The 16,308-nt window shown below is 43.8% G+C and carries 19 protein-coding genes; 17 read left to right on the top strand and 2 right to left on the bottom strand.

Annotated elements, in window-relative coordinates; genetic code table 11:
- Nucleotides 1–17: 17 nt before the first annotated feature.
- The 13 genes from MOZ64_RS01700 to MOZ64_RS01640 all read left to right on the top strand — a co-directional run bounded on the left by MOZ64_RS01700 (nt 18) and on the right by MOZ64_RS01640 (nt 11,173).
- Nucleotides 18–3,920, top strand: a complete 3,903-nt coding sequence (locus MOZ64_RS01700; protein ID WP_320324892.1) for a phage tail tape measure protein — start codon at nt 18–20, stop codon at nt 3,918–3,920.
- Nucleotides 3,905–4,780 (top strand): phage distal tail protein, encoded by an 876-nt coding sequence (locus tag MOZ64_RS01695; protein ID WP_320324891.1) that lies wholly within the window; start codon nt 3,905–3,907, stop codon nt 4,778–4,780. The genes MOZ64_RS01700 and MOZ64_RS01695 overlap by 16 nt, the downstream gene beginning before the upstream one ends.
- 2 nt (nt 4,781–4,782) lie before the next feature.
- On the top strand, nt 4,783–5,844 hold the full coding sequence (locus MOZ64_RS01690; RefSeq protein ID WP_320324890.1) for a siphovirus ReqiPepy6 Gp37-like family protein: 1,062 nt from the start codon (nt 4,783–4,785) through the stop codon (nt 5,842–5,844).
- 1 nt (nt 5,845) lies between these two features.
- Entirely contained in the window at nt 5,846–6,586 is a 741-nt protein-coding gene (locus MOZ64_RS01685; protein WP_320324889.1) for a hypothetical protein, read from the top strand.
- Nucleotides 6,587–7,009 carry a hypothetical protein gene (locus tag MOZ64_RS01680; protein WP_320324888.1) on the top strand — a complete coding sequence of 141 codons (423 nt, stop codon included), beginning with the start codon at nt 6,587–6,589 and terminating at the stop codon, nt 7,007–7,009.
- Nucleotide 7,010: 1 nt separating this feature from the next.
- The gene (locus tag MOZ64_RS01675) at nt 7,011–7,430 is read left to right on the top strand and encodes a hypothetical protein (RefSeq protein WP_320324887.1); all 420 of its coding nucleotides are present in this window, start codon (nt 7,011–7,013) and stop codon (nt 7,428–7,430) included.
- 395 nt (nt 7,431–7,825) lie between these two features.
- Nucleotides 7,826–8,215 carry a hypothetical protein gene (locus tag MOZ64_RS01670; protein WP_320324886.1) on the top strand — a complete coding sequence of 130 codons (390 nt, stop codon included), beginning with the start codon at nt 7,826–7,828 and terminating at the stop codon, nt 8,213–8,215.
- Between the two features lies 1 nt (nt 8,216).
- Nucleotides 8,217–8,351, top strand: coding sequence for a hypothetical protein (locus tag MOZ64_RS01665; protein WP_320324885.1), 135 nt, complete (start codon nt 8,217–8,219; stop codon nt 8,349–8,351).
- A gap of 1 nt (nt 8,352) precedes the next feature.
- Nucleotides 8,353–8,565, top strand: a complete 213-nt coding sequence (locus MOZ64_RS01660) for a holin (protein WP_320324884.1) — start codon at nt 8,353–8,355, stop codon at nt 8,563–8,565.
- Entirely contained in the window at nt 8,549–8,869 is a 321-nt protein-coding gene (locus MOZ64_RS01655) for a hypothetical protein (protein ID WP_320324883.1), read from the top strand. Before MOZ64_RS01660 ends, MOZ64_RS01655 begins: the two co-directional genes overlap by 17 nt.
- Before the next feature lie 54 nt (nt 8,870–8,923).
- Complete coding sequence (locus tag MOZ64_RS01650) at nt 8,924–10,636, top strand: GH25 family lysozyme (RefSeq protein WP_320324882.1); 1,713 nt, start codon at nt 8,924–8,926, stop codon at nt 10,634–10,636.
- 1 nt (nt 10,637) lies between these two features.
- Nucleotides 10,638–10,907 carry a hypothetical protein gene (locus MOZ64_RS01645; protein ID WP_320324881.1) on the top strand — a complete coding sequence of 90 codons (270 nt, stop codon included), beginning with the start codon at nt 10,638–10,640 and terminating at the stop codon, nt 10,905–10,907.
- 20 nt (nt 10,908–10,927) lie between these two features.
- The gene (locus MOZ64_RS01640) at nt 10,928–11,173 is read left to right on the top strand and encodes a DUF6275 family protein (protein ID WP_320324880.1); all 246 of its coding nucleotides are present in this window, start codon (nt 10,928–10,930) and stop codon (nt 11,171–11,173) included.
- 434 nt (nt 11,174–11,607) lie between these two features.
- On the opposite strand, the gene MOZ64_RS01635 is transcribed toward MOZ64_RS01640, so the two are convergent.
- On the bottom strand, nt 11,608–12,237 hold the full coding sequence (locus tag MOZ64_RS01635) for a helix-turn-helix domain-containing protein (RefSeq protein ID WP_320324879.1): 630 nt from the start codon (nt 12,235–12,237) through the stop codon (nt 11,608–11,610).
- A gap of 20 nt (nt 12,238–12,257) precedes the next feature.
- Nucleotides 12,258–12,629: a hypothetical protein gene (locus tag MOZ64_RS01630; RefSeq protein ID WP_320324878.1), complete on the bottom strand. Its 372-nt coding sequence runs from the start codon at nt 12,627–12,629 to the stop codon at nt 12,258–12,260.
- Nucleotides 12,630–13,035: 406 nt separating this feature from the next.
- Between MOZ64_RS01630 and MOZ64_RS01625 the strand changes: the two genes are divergently transcribed.
- From MOZ64_RS01625 to MOZ64_RS01610, 4 genes are all read left to right on the top strand, one after another.
- Nucleotides 13,036–13,599, top strand: a complete 564-nt coding sequence (locus tag MOZ64_RS01625; protein WP_320324877.1) for a hypothetical protein — start codon at nt 13,036–13,038, stop codon at nt 13,597–13,599.
- Nucleotides 13,600–13,601: 2 nt separating this feature from the next.
- Complete coding sequence (locus MOZ64_RS01620; RefSeq protein WP_320324876.1) at nt 13,602–14,006, top strand: hypothetical protein; 405 nt, start codon at nt 13,602–13,604, stop codon at nt 14,004–14,006.
- Nucleotides 14,007–14,973: 967 nt separating this feature from the next.
- Nucleotides 14,974–15,732 carry a DeoR/GlpR family DNA-binding transcription regulator gene (locus MOZ64_RS01615; protein WP_320324875.1) on the top strand — a complete coding sequence of 253 codons (759 nt, stop codon included), beginning with the start codon at nt 14,974–14,976 and terminating at the stop codon, nt 15,730–15,732.
- Between the two features lie 127 nt (nt 15,733–15,859).
- The gene (locus MOZ64_RS01610) at nt 15,860–16,291 is read left to right on the top strand and encodes a PTS sugar transporter subunit IIA (RefSeq protein ID WP_320324874.1); all 432 of its coding nucleotides are present in this window, start codon (nt 15,860–15,862) and stop codon (nt 16,289–16,291) included.
- Nucleotides 16,292–16,308 lie beyond the last annotated feature (17 nt).

Here is a 16,308-nt window from a genome sequence, read left to right as displayed (position 1 = left end):
AAAGGAAGTGACAGCATATGGCAGATGGGTCCTTAATTTTTGATACTCATATCAACGAAAAAGGCTTCTCCAGTGGCGTAAGCAAGATCGGAAAAGCCGCGAAGACAGGCCTTAAAGTAGCTGGTGCTTCTTTGGTGGCAATGTCCGGCTATGCACTCAAGGTTGGTACTGATTTCGATTACGCCATGAGCGAGGTAAAAGCCATATCCGGTGCTACTGGAAAGGACTTCCAGGCTCTACGGGATAGGGCACTAGAAATGGGCGCCAAAACCAAGTTCAGCGCTACGGAAGCCGGAGAGGCCATGAAGTATATGGCCATGGCCGGATGGAAGACCGGTGACATGCTAAGCGGTATCGAAGGAATTATGAACCTGGCGGCCGCATCTGGGGAGGACCTGGCCACTACTTCCGATATCGTGACCGATGCTTTGACGGCTTTTGGTTTGGCCGCATCAGACTCGGCACACTTCGCGGATGTTCTGGCGGCCGCATCATCTAACTCAAATACCAATGTTGGCTTGATGGGCGCGACCTTCAAATATGTTGCGCCAGTGGCCGGAGCTTTAGGCTATAAGATCGAGGATGTGGCACTGGCCATTGGTTTGATGGCCAACTCCGGAATCAAGGGCGAGCAAGCAGGTACGGCACTGCGGTCCATACTTACGCGGATGTCCAAGCCTACGGATGATGTAGCGGCGGCGATGGATCAACTGCATATCTCACTGACCAACGCCGATGGCTCCATGAAGCCTTTTGGCCAGGTGCTAACGGAATTGCGATCATCCTTCTCCGGATTGACTGCCGACCAAAAAGCACAGTATGCGGCGACCCTTGCCGGACAGGAAGGTATGTCCGGATTATTGGCAATCGTCAATGCCTCGGATTCGGACTATAAAAAATTAAAAGACTCAATTGATAATTGTGACGGCTCGGCTAAAAAGATGGCTGACACCATGAACAACAACCTAAAAGGTCAGTTCACGATCCTAAAAAGCTCACTGGAAGGTCTAGGTATAGCTTTCTATGACAAGCTCAAAGGCCCTCTTACCGAAGCCGTAAAGGCTTCAATCAAGAGCCTGAATGAATTGACCGCATCCATGCAGAACGGCCAATTGGCGGACAGTTTCACACAAGTGGCCGGCGCTATGGGCATGGTGGTAAGCGTGGGTGTCAAAGGCCTCACCAAGGCCATACCGATCGTGATCAAGTCTTTTGGTTGGTTTATATCGCATGGGAAAGCAACGGCCAGTGCCATAACTGGTATTGGCACGGCAATGATCGCGGTCAAGAAAGGCGCCACTATAGCCGGTGCTTTCAATAAGGCTAAAGCTGTAATATCTTTGTTCTCAACTACGGTGACCGCAGATATGAGCATGGCCACCAAGGCCACGGAATTATTCAGACTGGCGACCATGGGTCTATCACCTACGGCACTAACTGTTGGTATCATCGGTTTGACTGCCGCGGTAGGGTCTTATCTAGCAATATCCCTTGCCGCATCTGCGTCCAAAGATACGGATGCGAAGAAAACCGATGAATTAATCGAAAAGCACAAGGCGTTTACGGCTACTTTAAAAGAGCAAGATAAGGCCGCAAAGGAGCAGCTTAATACACTGGATACCAATAGCGCTCAAGCTACGACACTGGCGGCAAAGATTGAGACTCTGGCCAATAAAGAGCACAAATCCGCAGGCGAGAAACAACTGTTAAAGCAATATATCGAGGATTTGAACGCGGTAATGCCAGGTCTTAACCTGTCGTATGACGAGAATACGGATAAGCTCAATCAGTCGACAAGTGCTATCTATGCCAATATCGCGGCGCTACAGGAACAAGCCAAAGCACAAGCCTATCAAGAGCTGGCCAAGAAAACGGCCAAAAGCTTAGCGACGGCAGAGGATAACCTGGCTCAATCCGAAAAAAGGGTAGAAAAGAATACCAATGCAGTTGAGAAGGCACAAAAGAAATACAATGCGGCAAAAAAGGAAGCAAAGAAACATACTAAAGATCTTAATGACCACACCAATGAGTGGGTCCAAAAAATGGATCTTGCAAAAGCCAAATTAGAGGATTCAAAGGTAACGCTAAAGAAGTCTCAGAATGATACAAAATCATATAAAGATGAGATCGCAGACCTAAACAAAAAGCTAAACGAGTACGCCAATTCATCGGCGGAGGCACAGCAAAAGACCGCTAACTTCCAGTCTGTACTGCAACAGGCACAGGAAGCAGGCATCGAGATACCGGAATCAGTCATCAAAGGTATCCAGTCAGGTATGTATGATCTGCCTCAGACTTTGGACCAAATGAAGAACCTGATCAACTTCGACCCGATCGCGCAAAAAGCTAAAGAAGCGGGCGTCAACATTCCGCAAAGCGTGAGCGAGGGAATCATGGACGGTACGTATGCCGTACCGACCAGTATCGACCAATTAAAGAACCTGATCAGTTTTGACGGCATCGCGCAAAAAGCTAAAAAGGCCGGTATCGATATACCGCAAAGCGTAAGTGAAGGTATCATGAACGGCACATACCAGGTGCCTACAAGTATCGAGCAACTAAAGCGATTGATCCAGCTTGATAACCTCGCACCAAATGCCGAGGTGGATGGTCAGAAAATACCGGAGGATATCGTCAAAGGTATCCTATCCGGCAAGATCAAGATGCCTACAAGCATCGAAGAGCTAAAAGCTTTGATCAACTCATCATTAGACAGTGCGCAAGCAGATATCGATGCAAATGCCGAGGCCAATGGCGGATCTACATCAACACATTATCAGACAGGTATGCATGCCAAAATTCCAGGCGTACAGGCCGAGGGTCTTAACCTTAAGACCGCCGCCAAGACGTCCATGACGGATGACGGCACTACGTCCATATTAGGTATGGCGCTAGGTAATAACTATGGATCCGGTATCGGATCTACGGCCGGTACCGTACTGATGCATGCACTAGGTCTTAAGACCTCCGCCCTGTCGGGAACGGCAGATACAGGTGGCATGTTCGCAAATGGATCCATGTCCGGCGGCCAATACGGATCCGGTATCGGGTCTGCAAGTGGCGGTGTTCTGTCGATGGCCATGACCTTGATGATGATGGCACTGACAGGTACATCCGGCGGTGCTTTCTTCGCAAATGGGTCCGCTTCAGGTGGTCAGTATAGCTCTGGTCTAGGCGCATCCGGTGCCTTATCTACTGCAGCGGCAATGACCTTAAAAAGGCTCGCAGAAACAGCAGTTACTGGCGGATCGTTCCGAAGTAAAGGCTCGCACTCTGGTAGCGCCTACGGACAAGGTATCGGATCTGCAAGAGGGACTGCACGATCCAATGCGTCGGGTCTGAAATCCGCCGCGGAAGGCGGTGTGCAAGGAACCGGTGCCTTTCAGACGGCCGGTAACATGGCCGCGCAAGGGTATGCGCAAGGTATTAATGCGGGAACCCCGTATGTAGAAAGAGCGGCCAGAGCGATGGTACAGAGAGCCGCCGCGGCGGCGAATAAAGAACAGATAACCGGTTCGCCTGCAAAGCTATTCCGTGATGATATCGGTATCTGGGCGTCCAAAGGGTATGCCTATGGTATCCTGGACGGCATCCGAGACGTTAAGAAGAGCGCCGCACAGATGGTACAGAGTGCTGTATCAAGCGCTACAAATACGCAGAATCGCCTTAAAGATACAATCAATGGGCTGATGCTTGATGGCGGTCTGAGCCAGTTGAAAGAATCGGCTCGTACGGTCATCGATAACTTTGTTGGAAGCGCTACAGTGCCTCGTCTAGCAGGTGCCTATGGTACATCTGGCGGCACGGTGACCAATTACAATCAGACCAATTACTTCACCTCTACGGGCCCTTTAAAGCCGTCTGAACAAGCAACCGAGATGAAGAATGCGTTAAGAAGAATGGAGTGGAACAAGCGATGAGAGAGTGGTATATCACAAATTCATATGGCGTTGAGATAAGCTTCAACGCCGGCGACCCTTTCCGATTGACCAATATCGAGGGGCTTGGCGTCAACAATGTGTCCTTCTCAGAGTCGCAGACGATCCACGCCGTCGGGACCACGATATCGGCCTCATCTGTTGAAGGCCGAGAGATAACACTGGAAGGCGATATGAAGAGCACTTATGCCAATCGGCGTAAGCTGCTTGATACTCTACTGCCCGATAATGATTTAATATTTCGGGTTGTAGATAAAGAAGCCGATGTTGATCACTACATCAAGTGCCAGGTCAAGAAGAGTCCGGAAATTTCCGAGGATCAGGAAGTGTATAAAAAATTCCAATTTGTGCTCTACGCTTCCTATCCGTATTGGCGCGATAACAAAGAGTCGATCGTAGCCTTCGTAACCTATAACAGCGGATTCAAGTTTAAGCGGTCCTTCTCGAATACGATACCGTGGAAGGTTGGGTCACGTGACGTTAACCAATTAACCTATGCAGTCAATAAAGGGTCCGATAAGACAGGATTCCTGGCACGTTTCGAAGCTACAGGCTATGTCAAAGGGCCTGAAATATTGAAGGTATTGACGCAAGAAAATATTAAGTTTCCTAATCTGGAGATGGGAGAAGGCGATGTGCTTCTTGTGTCTACATATGAGAATGAGCGCTACTGCAAGCTCATATCAAATGGTATCGAGAAGAACATCTACTACTTGATGGATGATGACTCTAATTTTTTCGTACTGGACAAGGGAAGCAATGCGGTCCGCTTTGACGCCTCGTCCAATATCGGTAATCTGTACTGTACGATCAGCTTCGCGAACACATATGTAGGTGAGTAGATATGGAAATCGCAATCTATGATAAACAGGGTGTTAAAGTAGATATCCTGCAGAACACCACGAGCATCCAATGGAACCGAAAGTACAACGAGACCGGTACCTTTGAGATACACGCCAAAGGTACCGAAGCCAATATCAAGCTACTGACTACCGAGAATCGATTAGTCAATCAAGACACGAATGAGATAGGTTTCATCACATATGTCTTTCCGGACGTATCATCGTCCGGAGAAGAAGATATTGAGGTTCGTGGGTATCTTAACAACCTGGATGATCGGATCAATCCGAATACGGTTACGATCACGACCGTAGAGACAGGCCTGTATAAGCTTGTCAACGATAACAAGCGTGGGCTTGATATCACCACGGCAGATACCAAAGGGCTAAGCGAAAAAATAACCGATGGTATCGATACCACGTGGAAGACCCTTCGTGAGTCTTTTGAAACGATATGCCAGGCTACAGGCCTTGGGTTTCGCATGGTTCGTAAAGACGGCAAGATGAATGTCATCGAGCTGTACAAACGCGGTATCGTTGATACGGTCAAATTCTCGGATGAGATCGGGAATATTGTTACGCAGTCGTACCTGGATGATATATCCAGTTACAAAAACTACGCTTATGTCGCATGTCAAGGCAAGAGCGAAGAAAGGCTCGTGTACAAGGTCGACGTGTCCAATGGCAGACCAATCAAGGAACTGTATGTGGACGCCCGTGACCTTTCATGGACCTATCAGGATGATAAAAAGGTCGAACATACCTATACCGCAGAGCAGTATAAAAATAACGCAATCAAGCGTGGTATGGAAAAATTAGAAGAGTGTGCCGCGATCCGTGAATTCACAGCAGATATAAGCTCTGGTGATACACTTTTTGTGTTCCGTAAAGACTACGATCTAGGCGATGTGATACCAGTCAAATCCGTCAAGTACGGCATCGCTAAACAATTCCGGATATCGGCCATCGATGAGATCCAGGAGGATGACGGATCGTCGTACAAGATCACGTTGTCCAATTATGAGGAAGAACTAAAAAAGAAAAATGTAACTACGGAGGAGGGATAGGATGGCTAATGCTTTCCCATTGAACGATGTCGAGTACCTGGCAGACGACCTAAGGCGTTGGTTCGTCGGACGGGAATCTGGCATCCTAAATATCACAGGCACGGACTTCTCGGTCAGTGCCGCCGGCGGTATGCTTGTAAGCGTCAATCCTGGACAGGCCTATCTGCATACATCGACGGAGAAGACAGGCGGCCTGATGTACTGGACGGATACGCTCAAGCAGTATCAGGTACAGGTGGCAGACACGTCTGATCGGTACGACTATATCGCCGTGCGGTATTCAAAAGAGGAGAACTCGTGCACACTTAAGTATGTCGTCGGTACTGGCGTAACACCTACACCGGTGCGTACGACCAATATCTATGAGATCATACTGGCTTACTTTTTGGTACCGGCCAACGCTGGAGAGATCACACAAGCCAATATCGTCGATACACGACTCAATAGCAAGTACTGCGGTCTGTGTGTGGATACACTGACCAAGATACCAACAGACTCTTATGCCAACCAACTGACTGAATTTATGCAGACCAATCAGAGCGAATTCAATACGTGGTTCGCTACGATCAAGGGCACGCTTGATGGTGACACGGCCGCAAAACTGGCCAATCAGATCACGACGCTACAGGATAAGGTAACAGCACTTGAACCTTACAAAGCTCAGGTGGATACGCTCAACGCCTGGAAACAGTCCGTGTTGGCCGGAGAAACTACAGTAATGATCTTCGAGGAGGAGGAGTAAATGATAGTAGCGAAATTTTTAAATGCCGCACACAATCTGGTGGAGCAGAAGGACATCAAAGAGACTGTGATTGGGAGCCACAAATCCACCGATTATGTGCACAATATTACATGTACACAAGATCCGACAAGCTTCGACTACCTACTGATCTACGTTTTTGCACCAGGCGGAAAAAGGAACACGATCTGTGCTGCAAAATACTACAATGGCAAGTGGTATAATCTAGCATCGGCCACTGTCTATCGCACCATCTCACTGCTGATCACATCGTCCGGTACTTCTCTGCGTATCGAGATAGCAGAGTGGGCTAACTCATCCAGTAACAATGGATGCCAAATTGACGCCGTCGTCGGTGTGAATCGGGGGGGGGGTCACTGGCTAAGATCTTTAGTTGGCTGGCACCTCGCAGAAAGGTGGTGCTAGCATGCTGACCGCAAAAGCTAACTCCACAGAGTACAAGGTACTAACTGATACTGATCTAGATGTGCAGACTGCTACCGTATCCGGTAACGGCTTGACGGTCACGCTATACAAGAGCGGACGCGTCGTAAATGCCGAATTTAAGAAACTCGGTAACATGCCAAAAAGTGGTTACAATTCTGTGATGCTCACCATACCAGATGGTTTTCGGCCTACAGTGGCGCAACAGATATACTACTTAGGCATCGCCGGAAGCGGTAGGAGCGGAGACGGAAAATACATGGTCAGTCAGGCCGGAGATGTTAGTATGTTCACCACTACAACTGGGGCCATCGAGCGTATCGTGACAGGTTCCTGGATCACTTCGGGGGGGGTAATTAAGGCCCTACTTAGATTGATTCGAAAGGCGGTGATTGGATGCTAAAAACCAAGACACAGTCGACCGCTTACAATCTAGTGACTGACAAAGATATGACTTACTCATACGCAGAAACCAAGACAGGAGCCACATGGGTGGATGGAAAACCGATATACAGACGTGTTTTCAAGGTCACCAACAAAGCATTGTCTAATGGCACTATGGTGCAGAGCTTCGCAAGATCAAACTTTAGCGAAATCACAAGAATCTACGCTTATCTTTGCGGATCAGATGGCGGACACATACCCTTTACGCGCGTCGGAAGCTCGGGGAAGGGATCAGGTATCGAGTACTCATCGGCTAATAATGGCTTTATATTTATGGGTAACGATACCTGGAGTGCACAATCATCCAGATGGCTCATGATCATCGCAGAATACACGAAATAGAAAGGAAACTATATGTCTACAACTATCTATATAAATAAGGACGATACAGGCCACGTACAGGCCGTATCTACAACATACACAAGTGCAACCAACAACGAGGCAGTGCTAGATGATAGCACTTTTTCTTTTGATAAAATCGAGGGTTATAAGGCTACCTACGATGCCGAAGGAAAGTTACATGTAGCCTTTGACCAGACTCAATACGACGCTTATACCAAAGCGCAAGCCGAGGCCGAGGCGAAGGCCAAGGAGGAAGAAAAGAAACAAGATAAGCAGGACGAGATCTTGAATCAGATTATCGCGATGGGCATCGATATCGGACAGATGAAAGCGGATATCGACTTTTTAAAAGCCATGTCTGGTGTCGACACTACCAACTCGACCGCGGAAGAAGGTGCTTAGTATGACCGTATATCAGATGGCTAAGCTATACTATCCAAAGTACTGGACACTTCGTATGCTTCAAATGCTCGTCAAGGCCGGACGGCTCACACAAGCCGAGATGGATGAGATCGTAAGTGGCGCAAAGGAGGGATAGCATGGACAAACTACAAAACAAGACCTGGTGGGACGCGGCACTTATCCGTGCGGTCAAGACAATATGCCAAACAGCAGTAGGTACGATTGGTGCTAGTACGATGATCGAGGCCGTGGACTGGAAAGTGGTGCTATCAGCAAGCCTTTTGGCCGGACTGGTATCACTTCTAACTAGTTTAGGTGGCTTGCCTGAGGTGGATGATGGTAACGCCTAAGGACGGAATGACCTTCGAGTTCTTGTTTTCTTCGGCCGCATTTGTGGTATTGATTATCAATATCGTTGTCATGATCAGAAACAATAGTAAGCAAGACGCAGAAGGTGTCGTCAAGGCAAATCTCAAATTAGACCAGCTATGCCGTGATAGTGGTGAAACAAGACTTGATCTTAAATCTATGAAATCAGACATCGAAAAAATGACCAAAAAGCAAATCGAGCATGACTTCCGTCTTGAGAAGATTGAAGAAGACCTAGACAGTGCATGCGGCCGAATTACTAAACTTGAGGAGAAAGAAGGTTAGTATATGTCTTTCACACCTAGAACATCATATGGAAATTTCGGAAGTACACAGTGGATGCAGTATGCAGTAGCGCGTACTGGAGTGGCCATGCCTAACTGCTTTACGTATGCAACAGCACGAATTTCCGAGATCGTAGGAAGCCGACAATCACTTGATGGCAGTTCAAAAGTAGTCGGCGCGGGACAACTATGGGTGACTCATGCGCCCGAATTTGCTCAATCGAGCACGCCAGTGCTCGGTGCGCTCATGATCTTTCAAGGTGGCGTCGCGCCATACTACTATGGCCACGTTGCTGTGGTAGAGGGCATCTCCGGTGGACGTGTGACCTTCTCTGAATCGAGTTATCGGGAGTTCAACTTCCGCCTCAATTCGATGAGCTCAGCGCCTGGATCGTACTATCCTAATGGGTATGGCAATCTTAAGCTTATTGGCTACCTTGTCCATAAATCATTAACAGCATCAGATATTAAGTTGACCAACGAGAATGGCACCTATACTCTTGCAGTACCGACCAATAAACGGCGCGACTCGCCAACTGGCATCATCGCCGAGACTTTACCAGTCGGGAAGAAACTAAGTTACACCAACGTGACTACTTATGGCGGTTCCAGATACATCAGTTGGGTAGAGACAGAGCCTAATGGCAACAAGTATCGATACTACGTCTATGCACCTAAACAGGAGAGCTCAAGTTATAGCGAGTCTCAACTGATCAATGAGGTTGGTGTGGCCACACTTACCAAGGCTGTTAACAAGCGCCGTGACTCGCCAACGGGCATCATCGCAGAGACCTTACCGGTTGGTAAGAAGCTAAGCTACACAAATAAATGGATTGGGAATGGTCATCGTTATATCAGTTGGGTCGAAACGGAGCCTAATGGCAATAAGTATCGCTATTTTGTGGCCGTATCCGGTTCCGAAAAATACGGTGTTGATACATGGGCTACCTTTGGAGGACCTAGCACAGACACCAAGGCCCCTCAGACACCAACAACCGCACAAACAATCAATGAATCCAATGTTAAGCACTGGGGCGTTGACCTTTCGGAACACAATGCCGATGGCATCGACCTAAGTGCGTATGACTTTGCGATCTTAAGAAGCAACTACGGCGAGATCGCGGACAAGGAGATAGAGTGCTGGATCGATGTGTGCAAGAAGACAGGAATCCCTTATGGGCTGTACTGCTATGACTACGCCATTGATGACGATCAAGCAGAAGCAGAGGCCAAGTATACGATCGAGATGGCCCAAAAGTACAAACCAGAACTTGGCGTGTGGATCGATATGGAAGACGAGGATAAGTATAAGGAAAAAAGAAACGCATGGACAAAAGAAAGAGCCTTACGTACGTGTGAGATCTTCTGCAAGTGCGTCCAAAGCGCCGGCTTCTACACTGGTATCTACTCGTCATCCTGGGTCTTCAAAAACTGGCTTAATAGCAGCACGCTCAATCAGTATGATAAATGGGTTGCTCAGTGGGATTCAAATGATGGAAACTACAACAGCGATACGTCAAGTATGGGCACGATCCATCAGTACACATCCGTAGATAAGCACTCTGGCATCGGATTGGATAAAAATGCGATGTACGTTGATTTCGATCATTACAAGTCTAAAATTGCGGAAAAACCACAAAATGAGACAGAAAACGTACAAAAAGATGAAAGTAATGAATCGGATATCAAAAAATTAAATGTACTTATAAGCACATTGATCAATCTTTTGAAGAAGCTATTGAGCATTTTCGGAAAGTCGGGTGATTGAATTGGCGCTCCACTACCGGAAGAAACCAGTGGTCATCGAGGCGATGCAGCTCAATATGCGAAATCGTGACAAGATCCTTGACTTCGCGCAAGGCAGTATCACACTGAAGTGGGACGATGGATACCTAGTTGGTGCGTATGTGCAGACCTTGGAAGGGTGCATGTATGCAACCTATGGCGACTATATCATCCGTGGCGTAGATGGGGAGTACTATCCCTGCAAACCGTCGATTTTTGAGAAGACGTATGAATTAGCAGACCAATTATTTTAAAAGAAAGGAGATGATGATACATGGATGAAAAAGCTATAAGAATTGTTTATAACTATATTGACGAACATTTGGATGCAAAAAACACAAAAAAATATGAGGTATTTGTTGTATGGAAGGTTAAAGCATTACAAAACTGGAAGTGGTTGATTTCATCAACGCTTGCCGATGGGATGTATTACGAAATAACTTATAATGGCGATATAAAAGAATTCTATTTAGATGCATATAAAAAATTCGAAAACAGATGCATCAAAGATACTTATTAATTCGCAAAGCAATTTGCAAAACAACTTTTTAAACTGAAGTATATGTTTTGCAAAAATCAGTTATTGTTTTTACTGTTTTTCTAAAAAAAGCAGTTAGTGCACGATTTTGCAAAATATGACACTAAGAAAAATTATAGTGTCGAATATCACGAAATGTGGCACTAAGAAAATTCAACTATTGTTTTCGTGTAAAAGGGGTAGTTATATGGCTACCCTCTTTTTTTTATGCTATAATATGACTGTGAAATGGTCACATTCGATGGGACTAAAAAAAGAAGATGACTTACGATGGATAAACGTTGGGAGTGATCCTATATGCTTTGGGTTATCTTCTTTTTTTTGTGGTATAGTATAGTAGAAGAACAAAAAGCAATTTGCTTTTCGAGATGGTAGTGCCCCATGTACTACTGTCTTTTTTTGTGGCCGATTTTTTTTTAGAATTGATACAGCCGCTTGTATAACTCATCGACGGTGGTATTCATCGCGGACGCCAATTTAATTGCGTTGGCGACTGACATTTTGGCAAAGTCTGTTCTGCCTTTCATCAGATCGCGCACCGTTTGATCCGGAACGCCCGACTTTTTCGAAAGGCTTGATGTCGTGTGCGGCCAAAGATCCGCAAATCTAAGGCAACGCTCGATGCCCATCAGGTAGCATAACGAAGCATAATTGAAATATGCGTCGGTTGCTTTTCGGAAACCTTTAACACGCTTTTTGCTCACAAAGTCAAACGCTTGTTCGCTAAGTGGCATGTATTCGCCTGTATCAGTGCAATGCAAAGCATAATTGCCATCGATTTCTACCAATCGAACATGGTACTCTTTGTAGGCATCTTCGATATTTTTTGAATGTACAAGATCACTTAATTTTGCTCGTTGAGACTGCCAATAATCAACAGTATTCTTTTCAGATTTGCCGTTGATCTGCAAGTCAGATTGTAAATCCTTAATAGCATCGCGGAATGCCTTATCCAGCCATTCATAATCGTGAATGGCGTGGGTCATATCATGCAACATTTCGCTTGGGCAGTAGTTTTGTAAGAATTCTTCATTATTCATTTTCATAATTTTTTACTCCTTTTCTGTTAATCCTTTGCCAATACTCTGGCGTCTTCGATAATAACTTCTCCACAGTCATTACCACATTCTGCATAGTCACCACCAATTAGATATAGATGATCACCCTCATAGTGCTCAACGCTTTCAAGCGCCTCTTCGATGGTATCTTGCGTAACTGCGATAGCACATGTTCCGTCGAGTTCACCATAATCCCAGCAACCAAGGATTCCGTTATAATTATCAGATTCGAATGTGTCATCATCGGATTGTGGATCTTGGTACCATTGATGGCTGTTCGCTACGGTATCACCGACTTGATAATCCGTGTAGTCCATCCGTAATCCGTATACGGAATGCTCATCTTCTTCTACGATTCTTCTAATGTCTTCCTTGGTCATGATCTATGCCTCTATCTTTCTACACCCATATACTACCACGGTATACCGTGGTATACAAGCACAAATTGCATTTTTTTTTGAAATTTGTTTTAATCGTGATAACCCTACACCGATATATCCCAAAGTCACACAAAAGCACCACAAATACACCGATATATAATATAGGTAAGGGAAAGCCGTATTCCCTTTCTTAAAACTTTCTTGAAAGCGCCTTAGGTAAAAATACGATACCTAAGGCGTTTTCATTGGTCTAAAAAGCTATCAATTTGTATCAAAGCACCACACATTTAATAAAGAATAAAATATAAATTGAATTGAAAGGATGTACCAGAGGCATCTTCCTTTTTTATAGCTTGATTCAAAGGCCTTCTTTTTTATATAATTGTTGCAATGGGAGTGAATAAGTATGAATTTTTCAATGTTTAGTGATTCCATGTTAATGTGGGTCATCGCAATCATCATATTTGGCTTTATTGGTTGGTCCACATATAAAACAGTCAAATTGATCATGGCAAACCGTAAAGCTCTCGAATTATTTCAGAGTCAGCATCCACATGCAGAAGTATTGGATGGATCCAAAAAATCGATGTTGTTGACATTTGCCTTTGGCATTGTTTGTATTGTTTTCTTATGTATTACAGGTACGGTAATGAAAGTGGACATGAGTCAAATCTTCTACTATCGTGTGGCTTATTTAGCGTTGGCATTGATTTTCTTTGGTCAAGGTGTTGAGATGAGCGTACGTAAGAAATTATGGTTTGCCGAAGATGGGTTCTTCTATATGGAAAAATTTTATCGTTTTCGTATGATCACTTCTTATGAGCGTCAAAAAGGAACGGTACCAACTGTGAAGATCCAAATTGGCCAAGATGGAATTGTTTTACCAAATAATATGGCTGTCGTTGTAAAAGAACATGCCGAAGCGTGGAAAACCGCAAAGAAAGCGTCGAAGAAAAAAGGAAAAAGATAATTATGGCTAAGGATACTAAAAAGCAGGAAACACCGCAAGTTACGCCAACGATGCAAAAGATTCTTGATCGAGAAGAAAAAATGAAGAAGCGAAATAGTGGGCGTACCGCTAGTGAAGCTGTGATCAATGTATTTCGTAAACATAAGGCTTTCAGCCCCAAGCGAGCTGTACAAATCGATGCATTTAAGGATTTGCCTTTATCAACTTCAACGATTTCGTATACGATGGCTAATTTGATTGATCAAGGCGTCATTATGCAAAGTGAAGATAAAAAGGACTATTGGTTCAATGAAGCCCGTTGGAATGAATTATCGAAAGAAGTTGTTCGTGACTATCAATTGGTTTTTATTGTTCCATTGGTTGTTGGTTTAGCTGTATTTGTCTTGATTAAATTCGTATTTCACTAAAAAGAGCTAACGTTATCTGTTAGCTCTTTTAATATGCCATTTGTTCGTGGGTTATTTGTTTTCCGTATACCTTATTTTTATACCCTTTCACCCTTCTTGGATGTTTTCTGACCCTCACACTTGATTTCCATACTCTTTCAAAAATGACCTTTATTGAAGATTTGTATTATTATTATTATTATTATTATGTTTTCTCTTCGCATTCATTTTTTTTATTATATTTCCATCAATTCTCATTTAAAACGATTTTTTCAGAATCCTTTCCATTCTTACCACTATTTTCTTTTAAATGATTTTTTTAGTACATCGATTCTCCAAACATACCTCTATTGAAGATTTCTTTCCATTTGGATCTCTCTTCTCATGTATCTTCTTATTGAATGCCTTTTTTTCATTTGAAACAGCTTTTTTCAGAAGATTTCTTCTTACCATTTTCCCTTTTCAAATGATTTTATTTTGTACTGTGTGCGAACAAATGGATGTAAACGAAGATTTCTCCTCTTCGTATGCATCGATTTCTTTTTGTACTTATATAATAACAGGAATCTTCTCATTTACAATAAACTGGCATTTTTGGCTAAAACTCTGGCATTTATTGATATATATAACTTTTATTTAAAAAAAGGGGACTTACATATCTGGATGGATATTTCTGTACGTGTGGAATTCCAGATTTGTTGTCCCATCTTCATTATTGTATTTTAAAAATAAAATGCAATGTGATTATTTGAATATTAAAAAAAAAAACAACAAAAAAATTTGGTATGGTAAAAGATAATAGAAATATTACTTTGGAATGATAGGGAAAAGAAGAAATAGGAGATAATTAAATCGTGAAAGATTTATTTGGTGGAACTAGTAGATTTCCAGTATCGAATCATTGGGGAAGAACAATAAATTTGTAAAAAATTTGGTAAAATAAGAAAAAATGATATAATAATTTTGCTTTGCAAGGGGAGAGACAGAAATGTCAAAGAAAAAAGAGATACGACAAAATCAGATTTATCAGTTGTTGGTTGATAATGGTCGCATGCGCATCAAAGATCTCGCTGATCAGCTCGATGTCACGACGGAAACATTGCGAACGGATCTAGTCGATCTCGAAAAGCAACGTCGTGTTGTTCGTGAACATGGCTATGCGCGAAGTCTTTCTGAATTAGAAGAATCACCCCTTCAATGGCGTGAAAAAGAAAATGAAACAGATCGAAAAGTTGTGGGTATTCGTGCTATGCACTTGGTAGAAGATAATCAAGTCATCTTTTTGGATTCGGGATCTACGGTGTTATTGGGAGTGCCCGTTTTGGCAACCAAACATGGCATCACGGTCGTGACCAATAGCATACCCGTGGCTTATCAAACTGCATTGATGGATATCCATACGATCTTTTTAGGTGGACCCGTTACGAATATCGGTTTACGGACCCATGGCCATCGTGTCGTTGAAGCTATTGATGAAATCACTTTTGATCTCGCTATTCTTGGTAGCGATGGGATTGCGAATGCTCATGGATTTACGATTCTTTCGTACAATGAGATCAATATCAAAAAACATGTTATTGTCCAGTCAAAAAAATCAATTGTAGCAATGGATGGTTCTAAATTTAAGAAGAAAGCTTCTTTTGCGTTTTGTAATTTTAGAGATATCGATACTTTAGTAACAAATCCTTTTTCCGAAGAAGATAAAGCCATCGTTAAAGAAATACCGGAAATTATCGAAGTATCTTGACGCATGAACAGTATTTGATCATTTGTATACATCCCTTGATGAATTATGGTAAATTATGTGAACAAATGATTGAAAGAGGTTACAAACCATGTTAACATGGAGGAGTAATAAGACGGAGGACGAAACAATGAAATATGTAATTATGGTAAGTCATGGTGAGTTCGCACCTGGTTTACATTCAGCTGTCAAAATGATGACTGGTGATCGCGATGATGTTCTTTCTACAAGTTTGAAAGACGGAATGAGTGCCGATGAATTTGCAGAAAACTTCAAGACACTAACAAAAGATATCAAGGATGATGATCAAATTATTTTATTGGCTGATATCTTAAGTGGATCTCCATTCACCAATGCATTGAATGTACTTTCAGAACGCGGCTTGATGGGAAATACATTGGTATTAGCAGGAATGAACATGCCAATGGCAATCACGGCTGTTTTGATGAAAGACAATTTCGATGATTTTGATGCTTTAGCAGAAACATTGTTGAGTGAAGGTCGTTCAGGATTGACTCGTTTTACAGTAGACGACGATGCTGATCAAGACGACGATATTTAATAAAATTTGGTAAGGAC

The sequence above is a fragment of the Absicoccus intestinalis genome, assembly GCF_033971885.1.
Taxonomy (GTDB): Bacteria; Bacillota_I; Bacilli_A; order Erysipelotrichales; family Erysipelotrichaceae; genus Absicoccus; species Absicoccus intestinalis.
Note: the sequence above shows the minus strand (reverse complement) of the source record. Positions and strands in the feature narration are given on the sequence as shown.

Coding starts and splice junctions, on each gene's coding strand:
- MOZ64_RS01700 (WP_320324892.1), top strand. CDS start 18: ATGGCAGATGGGTCCTTAATTTTTGATACTCATATCAACGAAAAAGGC.
- MOZ64_RS01690 (WP_320324890.1), top strand. CDS start 4,783: ATGGAAATCGCAATCTATGATAAACAGGGTGTTAAAGTAGATATCCTG.
- MOZ64_RS01685 (WP_320324889.1), top strand. CDS start 5,846: ATGGCTAATGCTTTCCCATTGAACGATGTCGAGTACCTGGCAGACGAC.
- MOZ64_RS01680 (WP_320324888.1), top strand. CDS start 6,587: ATGATAGTAGCGAAATTTTTAAATGCCGCACACAATCTGGTGGAGCAG.
- MOZ64_RS01675 (WP_320324887.1), top strand. CDS start 7,011: ATGCTGACCGCAAAAGCTAACTCCACAGAGTACAAGGTACTAACTGAT.
- MOZ64_RS01670 (WP_320324886.1), top strand. CDS start 7,826: ATGTCTACAACTATCTATATAAATAAGGACGATACAGGCCACGTACAG.
- MOZ64_RS01665 (WP_320324885.1), top strand. CDS start 8,217: ATGACCGTATATCAGATGGCTAAGCTATACTATCCAAAGTACTGGACA.
- MOZ64_RS01660 (WP_320324884.1), top strand. CDS start 8,353: ATGGACAAACTACAAAACAAGACCTGGTGGGACGCGGCACTTATCCGT.
- MOZ64_RS01655 (WP_320324883.1), top strand. CDS start 8,549: ATGATGGTAACGCCTAAGGACGGAATGACCTTCGAGTTCTTGTTTTCT.
- MOZ64_RS01650 (WP_320324882.1), top strand. CDS start 8,924: ATGCAGTATGCAGTAGCGCGTACTGGAGTGGCCATGCCTAACTGCTTT.
- MOZ64_RS01640 (WP_320324880.1), top strand. CDS start 10,928: ATGGATGAAAAAGCTATAAGAATTGTTTATAACTATATTGACGAACAT.
- MOZ64_RS01635 (WP_320324879.1), bottom strand. CDS start 12,237: ATGAAAATGAATAATGAAGAATTCTTACAAAACTACTGCCCAAGCGAA.
- MOZ64_RS01630 (WP_320324878.1), bottom strand. CDS start 12,629: ATGACCAAGGAAGACATTAGAAGAATCGTAGAAGAAGATGAGCATTCC.
- MOZ64_RS01625 (WP_320324877.1), top strand. CDS start 13,036: ATGAATTTTTCAATGTTTAGTGATTCCATGTTAATGTGGGTCATCGCA.
- MOZ64_RS01620 (WP_320324876.1), top strand. CDS start 13,602: ATGGCTAAGGATACTAAAAAGCAGGAAACACCGCAAGTTACGCCAACG.
- MOZ64_RS01615 (WP_320324875.1), top strand. CDS start 14,974: ATGTCAAAGAAAAAAGAGATACGACAAAATCAGATTTATCAGTTGTTG.
- MOZ64_RS01610 (WP_320324874.1), top strand. CDS start 15,860: ATGAAATATGTAATTATGGTAAGTCATGGTGAGTTCGCACCTGGTTTA.